Consider the following 12,330-nt stretch of genomic DNA (forward strand, 5'->3'; position numbering starts at 1 on the left):
GGGTGGAAAGCGAACGCCGAAAGTAGTTGGTGTCACTCGCATGGACAGGCGCCCTTACCTAAAGTAACCAGCAATTGGGCGCAGTGACATCGGGAGCCCGAATTGTGAAATTCCCCGCATTTAAGAGAGCGCCGCTAGCATTTATTGCATTTCTTTCAGCCGCACTCACACTCGCATCAGCTTGCTCGGCCACTAATTCCGATGGGGCTCCAATACTGCAATCGCCCTCGACGGACAATTCAGCGGCCCCGTCAAATCCTCGGACGCGCGCTTTGCTGGACGAGAACTATGACCTCTTGCTCCTGTCCGTAGATAGCCGGAAAATTGCCTATGAGAAGTTCAAGGCGAAGACCGAAGCGATCCGTTCATGCAGAGATGCACGAAAGCTCGCCAAATCGATTGGCGGCGTAGTCCAGAGAGACCGCTTTGTTCCATCCTGGGACTTGTCGATGGAAGTCCGAGAGTATCTCAGTGAAATACCGACGGGCCGTTCAACCCAAGTTTTTGGCGCTGATCCCTCGGTCATGCGCGTACAGGTTATCTGCGGCCGCAATGTCGAATGACATGCACTACGATCACCACGAAAGCGGAATGTGCAACTGTCCGCATATGGGTCGTTAGCGGACATTCCCGATTTTCCTACATGGCCGCGTTCTGGCAAGAGCGCAGCGCTCTTTGCCATCGTCGTATCGCACCGACGCTCCATCCCTCGTATCGTCATTGCGAGGAGGCGCAGCCGACATGGCAATCCACCTTGGCTCGCGTTTGCATGGATTGCTTCGCTACGCCCGCAATTACGAGCCGGGAGTTTTCTTCTTAGACAGTGTCGCATGTATCGCATCGCACAGCGATGAGCGGCTATGTCATTCGGGCGGAGAGGCTGTCGGCGTTACTCTTAACTGCCGGGCATAGACCCAGCCGATCCCGATCAGGCTGAAGCCCAGCGCCATGAAGCTGGCGATCCGCAACAAGCCCTCAAGCCCGGCGGCGTCCCACAGGAATACCTTGGCCACGGCCAGCAGCATGAAGACCAGCGAACCGATCCGCCAGCTGCGTTCGGCCAATCGGTTCCCGACGAAGAGGAAGCCCAACGCCAGCAGGATGCCAAGCAGCGAGCGCAGCAAATCCTCCGCCTGCGTCATCGGCACATCGACCAATATGCTGCCTGCAAATGCCTGCCGCAGGAGCGCCAGCGCGGCCACTCCGACCACCAGCATGATCGCGCCGTCGACAAAGGCGCGCGGGAGCCCGGCTGCATGGCGCCGCAGCATCAGAGCCGCCGTGCTTGCGATTGCCCCTGCGGCGAGCACCAGGTTGGCAATCGGAGTCGGGCCGACCGCCTGCCTGCTCCATAACGGGTTGTGCAGCATGCCGGTGAACCACAGCGCATGGGCCAGCGCCAATCCGGCGACCAGCGCGCCGAGGCGCGGCTGAGGGCCCAGTTTCGGCAGCCCGCGATCGAGCGCCACCGCCGCTGCCAGGATTAGCGCCTGCCACAGTGTCCGCTCCGCCATGCCATAGTCGGTGAAGCCGGTCACCGTGTCGATCGCGAACGACTGCTTGTACAGCGTGTGAAGGATCACGAAGGCAATCGGGATTGCCAGCAGGTAGGAGTGCGGCAGCCAGCGGCTCGATCGTTCGGGCAGGGGCAGGCGCACCGCCGCCAGCACTGCAGCGAGCGGCAGCACCCGGACCAGCAAGTCGCGCATGGAGGGGAGGTCGCGCCACAGCATCGGATCGCCAAGCAGGGCGAACGCGCCTCCGGCCAGCCATGTTCCGAGTGGCGCAATTGCCCACATTGCAGTCAGGACTATGACAGTGAGCTGCGCCGCTATGCGGCCCGGCTGCAATTGCCACAGCGCGATCGCGCCGACCGCGGCGGCCCAGGTCACGGCTGTATCGGGCAGGAATTGCGCCACCAGGCCATAGGCGACCAGTGCCGCCAATACTTCGGCGAGCCCGCGCCCGCGCTTGTCACTCTCGGACCAGGCAAGTACGCACCATGGCAGCAGTGCGGCCAGCCAGCGGATTCCTGCCGTCAGCAAATCTCCATCGCTGGTGCCGCCGCCAAGCCGCACCATTTCGGCGTCGAGATATGCCGATCCGAACAGGGCAAGCAGCGATATCGCGGCAGCGGCCCAGGGCAGGGCATGCAGCGGCATATCGTTCCGCTCGCGCAGCAAGGCGAACAGGCCCGCAAAGACCAGCGTGGCCATCGCCACCGCCAGCCAGGCGGGCGTGACCAGCAGCATGGCTCCGAACAGCATCAGCGAGCCGATCGCGAGCAGCAATGCGAGATCGCCGGACCTCTCGCCGTTCCAGATCCGCCAAGCGCCCGCCAGCGGGAATGCCGAAAGCGCGGCCACCGCTAGCGCAAGCTGCAGCTCGAGAATGTCAGCATCGGGCTCGCCGAACGTCGCATAGGCCACCAAGGCGAGCGCGATGGGCGCGCCTGCCAGTTGGAACAGGTCGATCCGGGTCGCTTCGCTGCGCCAGAGATGCGCCAGCGGCACCGCTGCGTAGACGGCCGCGATGCCCGCGGTCACGAGTGTGAACATCATGGGCTGGGCACCGTCCCACTGCGCCAGCAGCAATATGGCTACCACAGCCGCGACTGCGCTCGTCTCGCGCAATTCGGGCTTGCGCCATGCAAGGAAGGCAAGCGTGCCGCCCAGCAGCAGGTAGAGCCCCCAGGCCAGCGGCGAATAGCCGGCCTGGTCGACCAGCAGCGCCAGCTGGACGCTGGCGACCAGCGCGGAGCAGAAGCGCAAAGGTCGTTCGAAGCCTTGCGCCCCGGCAAAGGCCGGAAGCACTGCCCCCAGCACCACGAAATAGAGCCCCAGCGCGATCACTTCAGCCACACCGGGATCCCCTGCCAGCAGCAAAACCGCGCCCCAGCCGAGGCCGAATACCAGCGCCGCGATCGACAGCCATGGGCGGGACTGGCGCTCGCCGGTTACGGTCAGCCCGGCGGTAACGAGGCCGAGGTAAAGCGACAGCAGCGGCAAATTGGCTTCCTCGCCGCCGACCAGCGCCGGCGCTGCGAAGCCTCCGACAAGGCCCAATACGGCGCAAGGCAGGCCGAAGCGGAAGGACAGCGCGATGGATCCAGCAGTGACCGCCGCCAGCCCGAGGAACGCCACGGTCTGCCCGACCAGCCCGTATTGTGTCCCGGCGAGATAGAATGCGGCATAGAGCGTCGCGAGGCCCGCCCCTGCAAGCGATTGGCGCACGCGCGGATCGGCGACCTTCTCCTCATTGCGCCAGGCCCATTCGGCACCGCCAAGCAGCAGGAAGCCGAAGAGGAAGGCCAGCGCCACCCGCACCACGGGCGTCAGCAGGCCGGATTCGATCGAGTATCGGACCAGGAACACGCCCGCGATCGCCAGCGTGATACCGCCCGCCCAGATCGGCAGGCGCCTGCCGAAAACATCCTCGAAATCGAACTGGAAGCGCTGGCTCGGCTCTTCGACCGGCTGCGCCACTTCAGGCGCGAGACCTGGCGCAGCCTGGCTGGTAAGTTCGGGCTCCCGTGCGGGTGTTGGTTCGGCAGGTTGGGGTTCGACCTCTTGCCTCACCGCCTCCGCTGGCTCTTCGCTGCGTGTAAGCGGGACGCTGGGACGGGAGACGGCAGCAGCCTCACTGGGCCGCTCTTGCGCTTCGATCCGATCTTCTTTCGCGGCGCGGAATTCCAGCATGGAGATGCTTTGCTCGAGCCGGTTTACCCGCTTCCACAGCCAGATTACCGCGGCACCCAGCAGCAAAATCAGCAGGAAATTCATGTCGAGCCCTCTCCCCTTGCGCGGAGGATAGGGCGAGTTGGCAAAGCTACAAAGGCCGAATTGTCACTAGGCCAAAGCCTAGCTGCCGTCAGATGCCACCGGGCGTGAAGTCATGACCGAGCTCGCCAAGGCCTTCGCACAACACATGCACGCAGCTTTGCAATGCGTCGGCATCGGTTGATCGAACCACGAAATTGGCGCCTACGCGCCCTTCGCGGAAGAAAGGATAGCTGCCGATCTGGCACTTCTCATGTGCCTTCTCCACTTCGCGCAGCAGCGTGGCCACTTCGCTTTCGGGCACCCAGCAACCCACAGTCTCAGTGAGCAGTGGAGCGCCGCCCTCCAGTGTGCCGGTGAGGGCGTCGAGCATGCCTGCGGTGATGTGCGGCACGCCTGCCATCAGGAAGACATTGCCGAGCTTGATCCCAGGCGCACCGGACATGCGGTTGGGGATCAGCTCGCCGCCTTCCGGCACACGCGCCATGCGCAGCCGTGCTTCGTTCAGGCCGCCCGGCTTGTCGGCATAATAGCGTTCAAGGATCGCGCGTGCCTGCGGGTGGATGACGACCGGCACGCCGAGCGCCTCCGCCACCGCATCGACCGTGATGTCGTCATGCGTCGGGCCGATGCCGCCGGTGGTGAAGAGATAGTCGTTCCGCGCACGCAGTGTGTTCACCGCCTCGACGATACGTTCGATCACATCGGGCACAACGCGAACTTCGGCGAGGCGGATGCCCTGCACCTGCAGCCAGCTCGCCACCTGGGCGATGTTCTTGTCATGGGTGCGGCCAGACAGGATCTCGTCGCCGATCACGACGAGCCCGGCCGTCCAGATTTTTTCCGATGCGCTCATGGCTACGGCGTTAGTGGAGAGCGTAGCGCGAGGGAAGGGGGCTGTTATTCCGCCGCTTCAAGCTGTTCTTCCGCCATCATGGCATTGGCCCCGGCGCGGGTGAAGCTCAAAAGACCGTCGTCGACATCGCCCTGGCGCAGCACCTTGCGATCGAACACATATTCCTGGTTGAGCCGCCACGGGTAATCCTTGGCGCTCTTGGGCATGATGTGCTTGCCACGCTGGATATAGCCCGAGGAAAAATCGAACAGGTCGTCATCCTCAATCTTCGCTTCGGCCTCCGCTGTCAGCACAGGGGTGGCGAGGTTGGTACCGGTCGCTTCCATGTGGTTGAGCACGCGGCAGACGAATTCGGAATTGATGTCCGCGCGCAGCGTCCAACTGGCGTTGAGATAGCCGAACACCACCGCAAGGTTCGGCAGGTTCGAGAACATGCAGCCCTTGTAGTAATAGCGCTGGCTGAAATCGACCGGTTCGCCCGCCACGCTGATCTTGATCTTGCCGGCGATCGCCAGCTTGAGCCCGGTGGCGGTGACGATGATATCGGCCGGAAGCAGTTCGCCTGAAGTCAGCCGGACGCCGTCTTTCTCGAACTTAGCGATATTTCCGGTGACGACGGATGCCCGGCCCGATTTCATCGCTTCGAACAAATCATTGTCCGGCACGAGGCACAGCCGCTGTTCCCACGGGTTGTAAGGCGGGGTGAAGGCTTCCTTGTCGTAATCCTTGCCCAATGCCTTTTCGATCCGCTTGTGCAGCGCCTGCTTCACCTTCTCGGGCTTGTTGCGCGCCGCTTTGAAGCTGAAATCCTGCATCGTGATGTTCTTGAACCGAGTGATCGCATAGGCGACTTTCTCAGGCAGGACCTTGCGCAGGAAATTGGCGATTGCATCCTTCGCAGGGCGCGAGAACATCCATGTGGGCGTCCGCTGCAACATGGTGACATGGGCGGCCTTGTCGGCCATCGACGGCACGATCGTGACGGCGGTCGCTCCCGATCCGACCACCACAACTTTCTTGCCGGTGTAGTCATAGTCCTTCGGCCAGAACTGCGGGTGGATCACATCGCCTTCGAACTCGCTGAAATCGAACCCGGCGTCGTAAGGATCGTCATAGTCGTAATAGCCGGCGCCGAGATAGATGAAGTTGGCGGTGAGCAGCTTGCGCTCGCCATCGGCCAGTTCGACCGTGACATGCCAGCGCGCCTCGTCGGGCCGGAAATCGGCCGAGACAACCTTGTAGCCGAAGCGGATATGCGGCCTGATGCCGCGTTCATCGGCGATGCGATTGAGATATTCGAGGATCGAGGGGCCGTCGGCGATCGATTTTTCGTGCCTCCATGGTTCGAACACAAAGCCGAGCGTGTGCATGTCGCTGTCCGAACGGATGCCGGGATAGCGGAACAGGTCCCACGTGCCACCGATCTGGTCGCGACGTTCGACAATCGCGTAGCTGCGACGGGGGCACATCATCTCCAGATGCGCAGCCATGCCGATGCCGGAAATCCCGGCGCCAACGATCAGGACATCGAAATCGGACGGTGTTGCTAGCATGCTCTTCCCTCTCTTACTTACACTCATGTAAGCATAGTCCGTCCCAGAATGGTAGTTCGAATAGCATTTTGCAACTGACTGGAATGAGAGGATCGGTTAGGGCGCGCGCCATGTCCATACATGCCCGGCTTTTCCTCACTGCGTCTTCCGCCCTGATTGCGATCCCCGCAGCCGCTCAAGACAGCACGCAAGCGCCCGATGAAGCAGAAAGCGAAATCGTGGTCATCGGCGAAGGCCTGGCCCAGGCTCCATCCGTGGTGGCCTATGCGGTTAGCGAGATCGAACGCGCTGTAATCGTGGCTGCGCCTTCTGGCCGGATTGAGGATGTGCTGGCCAATGTTGCTGGCTTCCAGCAATTCCGCCGTTCAGACAGCCGATCGTCCAACCCCAGTGCGCAAGGGGTGACGCTGCGTGCCTTGGGAGGGAACGCCACCAGTCGCGCATTGGTGCTGTTGGATGGCGTCCCGATGGCTGATCCGTTTTTCGGCTATATTCCATTGAGCGCCATTGCGCCGGAGCAACTGGCCGGGATCCGCGTAACGCGTGGCGGTGGCTCGGGACCATTCGGCGCGGGTGCGCTCGCGGGCACGATCGAACTGGAGAGCGCCGATGCCAACGCGCTTGGCCCCATTGCGGCGAGCCTGCTGGGGAATGATCGCGGCGAAACCGAAGCCAGCGCATCGCTGGCACAGGAACTGGGCAGCGGCTTTGGCGTACTGAGCGCGCGCTGGGACCGTGGGCAGGGCTTCTACACCACGCCGCGAGACGAGCGTGTGCCCGCCAGCGCGCGCGCTGCCTTCGATAGCTGGTCGGTGGGTCTGCGCGGCGTCGCGCCTCTGTCGGACACGGTCGAAATACAGGTACGCGCGCTCGCATTTCGCGACGAACGTACCTTGCGGTTCGATGGCGCGGATTCGTCGAGCGAAGGCCAGGATGCCAGCTTGCGGCTGGTCGGGCGCGGAGATTGGCAATTCGAAGCCCTAGCCTATGTGCAGGCGCGCAATTTCTCAAACATCGTGATGCACTCGACCCGGTTCGTGCGCGTGCTCGATCAGCGCAACACGCCGTCAACTGGGCTAGGCGGGAAGTTCGAGCTTCGGCCGCCCGTCGGCGGGGAACATACGCTTCGGCTGGGTATCGACTATCGCCGTGCCGAGGGCGAATTGCAGGAAGAGGCCTACAGCGCCTTCACCGGCAACCTCACCGAACGACGTCGGGCAGGCGGCACCAACACCAATCTCGGCCTCTTCGTCGAGGATGACTGGGCAGTGGGCGCGCTGACACTGACCGGAGGGCTGCGGGCCGACCGCACGTCGATTGCCGATGGCTTCTACCGTGCGGTCAACTCTAGTGGGGCGATAGCGAAGGAAACCATTGCTGCCGACCGGGCCGGCTGGGCGCTGTCGTGGCGGGTGGGGGCAGCCTTCGATGCAAGCGACGTATTGCGGCTGCGCGGGGCGGCCTACACCGGGCTCCGATTGCCTACGCTCAACGAACTATACCGCCCCTTCGTGGTGTTCCCTGTTGTGACGGAAGCCAATGCAGAGCTTCGCAATGAACGTCTTGAGGGCTTCGAAGCCGGGCTCGACTTCTCGCCGAGCGATCGTTTCGAACTCTCGATGACCGCGTTCGAGAACCGGGTCGAAAATGCGATAGCCAACGTCACGCTGACCCCAATCTTGCGCCAGCGCCAGAACCTTCCTGCCATTGAGGCGCGTGGCATTGAAGCTTCGGCCAAGGCTGCGCTGGGCTCCGTAAAGCTGGACGGCTCGATCGTTTACAGCGATGCTTCGATCGAGGGGCGCGGTCCCTCTGCCGATGTGGATCGGAACCGTCCGCCGCAGACACCGCGTTGGGCTGCATCGGCAACATTCGGCTGGGCTCCCGCCTTGGGCTGGGAGTTCGCTGCGGCGCTGAGGCACGTTGGTGCGCAATTCGAGGATGAGCAGGAATCTGACCGGCTGACGGCCGCCACGACATTGGGCTTTTTCGCGCGCGTTACAATGCGAGAAAAGCTCCAACTTGTGCTCCGAGGCGAGAATTTGACCGGCACGAGGATCGTGACGCGCAATTCCGCCGGATCGATCGATGTCGGAACCCCTCGCACCTTTTGGGCTGGTTTACGTTATGGATTCTGAGCCACGCAGCAAGCCGCGTTGCTTGCCTGCAACTGTAACTGTGCCATTTTTACATCGGATGGCTGCCACATCAATCGATGGTGCAAGCGGCGCCCTTGTTATTTGCGCAGTGTAAGTGATATCATTCGCGCACAAAAATCAGGTTTTTGGGAGAGAAACCTATGGGACGTAAGCTTACCGCCTTCGCCGCTGGCCTGCTGGCAAGCAGCTTCTTGGCAGCGCCGGCTTTTGCACAAGACAATGGTGGGGCCGGTCAGGAATTCGATGACAACGTCATCATCGTGACGGCGACCCTGCGTGCGGCCGATGTGCAAGATATTCCTATCGCGGTGACGGCGGTACAACCCGAGCAACTTGAGCGGCAGGGCATTGCCGACATCAAGCTGCTTTCATCAATCTCACCCAGCTTCAATATCCAGTCATCTCAGACCGAAACGCAGGGCACTTCGATCAAGATCCGCGGCGTCGGTACGACCGGTAACAACACCGGTCTGGAAAGTTCGGTGGGTGTGTTCATCGATGGTGTCTACCAGTCGCGGCCTGGCGTGGCTCTGGGCGACCTTTTGGACCTTGAGCGGCTTGAAGTCCTGCGCGGCCCGCAGGGTACCCTGTTCGGACGCAACACGTCAGCAGGCGCGCTCAACATCACTACCAAGCGACCGAGCCTGAGTAATGTCGAAGGCTTCGTCAACGCCAGCTATGGCAATTACGATTTCATGAACCTCCAGGCAGGTGTCGGCGCTCCGATTGTCGAAGACGTGGCAGCGGTGCGCGTTTCGGGCACATGGCGCAAGCGCGATGGCTACCTGAAGAGCACGACTGGCGCAGAAAGCAATAATCGCGATCGCTACATGCTGCGTGGCCAGTTGTTTGTGGAGCCGTCAGCCGATGTCAGCATTCGCATCTTGGGCGACTATTCGAAGGTTGATGAGAATTGCTGCGACGCGGTGATTATCCGCGAAACGGAATTGCAGCCGTTCTTCGCTTATCACGGCCTTGCCAGTGATGGTGTCGGCCCCTCGGGATTTTCGGCACTTGAAGGCCTCGATACCAATGCTGAACTGTTCCGCAACGGTGCGGAACAATGGGGCGTGTCAGGCGAGCTCAAGTGGAGCATCGGTGCTGCCGAGTTGACCTCAATCACCGCATATCGCGACTTCAGCTCTTTCTCGCGGCAGGAATCGGACTTCACCAGCCTGAAGATCTTCTCGGTTGGTGTTGGCGGCAGCACCACCACGCCGGGCTTCCCCAAGAATGGGGATAACATTCAGACGTTCACGCAAGAACTGCGGCTTCAGGGCAAGGCTTTCGATGACAAGCTCGACTGGCTCGTAGGTGCCTTCTACGGGGATGAATCGATTAAGGCCCAGGGCTCCATGATGCTTGGGCCTGATTTCCAGCGCGCCGTTTCGGCCGGCAATTTTGCCAATGTCGCAGGGGTGAATCCGCTGTTTACGCTGACCGCTCTTGGCAATGGCGGAGTTCCGGTCAACGCCAACGGCGCGTTTGCCGTCAACCTGTTTGACCAGCAAGCCGAGACATTCTCGGTCTTCACCCACAACGTGTTCAGCCTGACTGACTCGCTGAGCCTTACGCTGGGCGCACGCTATGTCGATGAAAAGAAGGTGGCGAGCTTCGACCAGCTTTCTGCATCGAATGGCGCCTGCCAGGCGAGCGTAACGGGCGCGCTGACCGGTGCAATTCCTGCACCCTTGCGCGCCGGCATGGTCGGCCTCAACTGCTTCCCCTTCGTTGCGCCCGTGAATCTGGCTGCGCCAACGGCCCTGGGTGGCGGACTGGCGAGCAGATTGCTGCCGCTGCCCCGCGAATGGGCGGATACTTTCAAGGATGACGAGATCACCTATACTGGGCAGCTGACCTGGAAGCCGACCCTGGATACCATGCTCTATGCCAGCTTCAGCCACGGCTTCAAATCGGGCGGTTTCAACCTTGATCCGACAGCGGCCAACCTTGTGAACAGTGCGGCGGTGCTGGCTAGCCTGGGCACTTCGACACCGGTTGCGCCCGTTTACGCCGATCCGCGGTTCCAGTCGGAAAAAGTCGATGCCTATGAAATTGGCTTCAAGGGTACCTTTGGCCGGATCAACGCCAATATCGCACTGTTCCAGATGGACATGAGCGATTTCCAGGTGCTTGAGTTCACAGGCGTCCAGTTCACCACCTTCAACGTAAAGGCTGCGCGCTCGCGCGGGGTGGAAGTGGAAGTGTTCGGCAAGCTTCATGACCACATCAGCATGAATGCGTCGGGCACCTATGCCGTCGCCAAATACAGCGACGATTGTGACGACGGCTCGCCGGCAGCTGTTGTCGGCTCGGTTTCGCTTCTGTGCGGCCAGCCGCTTACCAATGCACCCAAGTTCGCAGGTGTCGTGGGGATGACCTATGACGGGCCGCTTGGCAGCTCGGGCTGGGGATTGCTTGGCAACTTCAATGTCAATTACTCGGACAAGCGCCGGACTTCGACCCAGCATTTCGAGCGGACCTCGGCCGGAACGCTCCTTGAGCTGCCGTTCGATTACCAAGAGAACTATTTCAAGATAAACGCTCGTATCGGGTTCACCACTCCTGATGAGAAGTTCACCTTCGAATTGTGGGGAACGAACCTTTCGAACGAGATCACCCGTGGGATCACCGCCAACACTTCTTTGCGCGGTGGTACGGGAACGCGCAGCCGGATCGGCTTCGTCGAAGAACCCCGCACCTACGGCGTGACGGTCCGCACCAAGTTCTGAGGCGGCTATCGTAACAAGAAAGGGAAGGGGCGGCTCGCTTGCGCGGGCCGCCCCTTCCCTTTGCAATGATGTAATGTCGAGGCGGCTTACATCGACCTTGCGATCACCATCTTCATCACTTCGTTCGAGCCGCCGAAGATGCGAGTTATGCGGCTGTCGCGATACATGCGAGCGATCGGGTAGTCGTTGATGAAGCCCGCGCCTCCGTGGAATTGCAGGCATTTGTCGACCACTTCGCCTTGCAGCTCGGTGACCCAGTATTTGGCCATGCAGGCAGTCGCGACGTCGAGCTCGCGCTTGATATGGCGCGCAATGCAGTCATTGACGAAGATACGTGCCGCCGTGGCGCGCGCCTTCAGGTCCGCCATCACGAACTGGGTGTTCTGGAAGTCCCAAATCGTCTGCCCGAACGCCTTGCGGCTCTTCACGTACTCCATCGTTGTCTCGAGCGCTTTCTCGATACCGTTGATCGCGCCTACCGCGATGATCAGGCGCTCTTGTGGCAGCTCGCCCATCAGCTGGTAAAAGCCCTTACCTTCGACCCCGCCGAGAACGTTTTCCGCCGGCACGAAGACATCGTCGAAGAAGAGCTCCGAAGTGTCGGCCGCGTCCAGGCCGATCTTGTCAAGCTTCTTGCCGCGCTTGAAGCCTTCTGCGCCTTCGGTCTCCAACAGCATCAACGAAATGCCCTTGGCGCGTTCATTGGGATCGGTCTTGGCGACGATGATGATGAAGTCCGCAATTTGACCGCTTGAGATATAGGTCTTCGCACCATTGATGCGGTAGCCATTGCCGTCCTTGACCGCGGTTGTCGTGATCGACTGCAGGTCCGAGCCGACGCCTGGTTCGGTCATGGCGATCGCGCTTACAAGTTCGCCGCTCACGAGTTTGGGCAGGTATTTCTTCTTCTGCTCCTCGGTTCCGTGGCGGACCAGGTAAGGCAGGATCACGGTGTTGTGGAGCGAGGCGGCAAAGCCTTCCACCCCATGCTTGCCCTGCTGGTCGATCACAACCAGATCATGCCGGAAATCGCCTCCGTGGCCGCCGTATTCCACGGGCACCGAAACGCCGAGCAGGCCTGCCGCGCCGGCCTCGTTCCAGAATTCGCGCTCGACCTGGCCGTCTTCGCGCCATTTCTGGATGCGCTTTTCCGGCGCGTGCTGCTGGTAGAATTTGCCAACCGCGTCGGCGAAGATCGCGATTTCCTCGTCTTCCATGAACTCGGGCTGGGGGACATTGAGTACGGACATG

The 12,330-nt window shown here is 61.4% G+C and carries 7 protein-coding genes; 3 read left to right on the plus strand and 4 right to left on the minus strand.

What is annotated here, in order from left to right:
• The first annotated feature begins 272 nt into the window (after window positions 1-272).
• Window positions 273-563, plus strand: a complete 291-nt coding sequence (locus tag VRS74_RS05135; RefSeq protein WP_354144175.1) for a hypothetical protein — start codon at window positions 273-275, stop codon at window positions 561-563.
• A gap of 300 nt (window positions 564-863) precedes the next feature.
• On the opposite strand, the gene VRS74_RS05140 is transcribed toward VRS74_RS05135, so the two are convergent.
• The 3 genes from VRS74_RS05140 to VRS74_RS05150 form a co-directional block, all read right to left on the minus strand.
• Window positions 864-3,782: a DUF2339 domain-containing protein gene (locus VRS74_RS05140; protein ID WP_354144176.1), complete on the minus strand. Its 2,919-nt coding sequence runs from the start codon at window positions 3,780-3,782 to the stop codon at window positions 864-866.
• An 88-nt stretch (window positions 3,783-3,870) separates the two neighbouring features.
• Window positions 3,871-4,635 (minus strand): competence/damage-inducible protein A, encoded by a 765-nt coding sequence (locus tag VRS74_RS05145; protein ID WP_354144177.1) that lies wholly within the window; start codon window positions 4,633-4,635, stop codon window positions 3,871-3,873.
• A 44-nt stretch (window positions 4,636-4,679) separates the two neighbouring features.
• Complete coding sequence (locus VRS74_RS05150) at window positions 4,680-6,188, minus strand: flavin-containing monooxygenase (RefSeq protein WP_354144178.1); 1,509 nt, start codon at window positions 6,186-6,188, stop codon at window positions 4,680-4,682.
• A 110-nt stretch (window positions 6,189-6,298) separates the two neighbouring features.
• Between VRS74_RS05150 and VRS74_RS05155 the strand changes: the two genes are divergently transcribed.
• Complete coding sequence (locus tag VRS74_RS05155) at window positions 6,299-8,326, plus strand: TonB-dependent receptor plug domain-containing protein (protein ID WP_354144179.1); 2,028 nt, start codon at window positions 6,299-6,301, stop codon at window positions 8,324-8,326.
• 161 nt (window positions 8,327-8,487) lie between these two features.
• Entirely contained in the window at window positions 8,488-11,079 is a 2,592-nt protein-coding gene (locus VRS74_RS05160; protein ID WP_354144180.1) for a TonB-dependent receptor, read from the plus strand.
• 86 nt (window positions 11,080-11,165) lie between these two features.
• Here VRS74_RS05160 and VRS74_RS05165 read toward each other — a convergent pair whose 3' ends face one another.
• Entirely contained in the window at window positions 11,166-12,329 is a 1,164-nt protein-coding gene (locus VRS74_RS05165) for an acyl-CoA dehydrogenase family protein (RefSeq protein WP_354144181.1), read from the minus strand.
• Window position 12,330: the final 1 nt, after the last annotated feature.

This window comes from Altererythrobacter litoralis, from assembly GCF_036324225.1.
GTDB classification, from domain to species: domain Bacteria; phylum Pseudomonadota; class Alphaproteobacteria; order Sphingomonadales; family Sphingomonadaceae; genus Erythrobacter; species Erythrobacter litoralis_A.

Excerpts from the sequence above, each read along its gene's own strand:
- VRS74_RS05140 (WP_354144176.1), bottom strand. The coding sequence starts at position 3,782 with ATGAATTTCCTGCTGATTTTGCTGCTGGGTGCCGCGGTAATCTGGCTG.
- VRS74_RS05145 (WP_354144177.1), bottom strand. The coding sequence starts at position 4,635 with ATGAGCGCATCGGAAAAAATCTGGACGGCCGGGCTCGTCGTGATCGGC.
- VRS74_RS05150 (WP_354144178.1), bottom strand. The coding sequence starts at position 6,188 with ATGCTAGCAACACCGTCCGATTTCGATGTCCTGATCGTTGGCGCCGGG.
- VRS74_RS05155 (WP_354144179.1), top strand. The coding sequence starts at position 6,299 with ATGTCCATACATGCCCGGCTTTTCCTCACTGCGTCTTCCGCCCTGATT.
- VRS74_RS05160 (WP_354144180.1), top strand. The coding sequence starts at position 8,488 with ATGGGACGTAAGCTTACCGCCTTCGCCGCTGGCCTGCTGGCAAGCAGC.
- VRS74_RS05165 (WP_354144181.1), bottom strand. The coding sequence starts at position 12,329 with ATGTCCGTACTCAATGTCCCCCAGCCCGAGTTCATGGAAGACGAGGAA.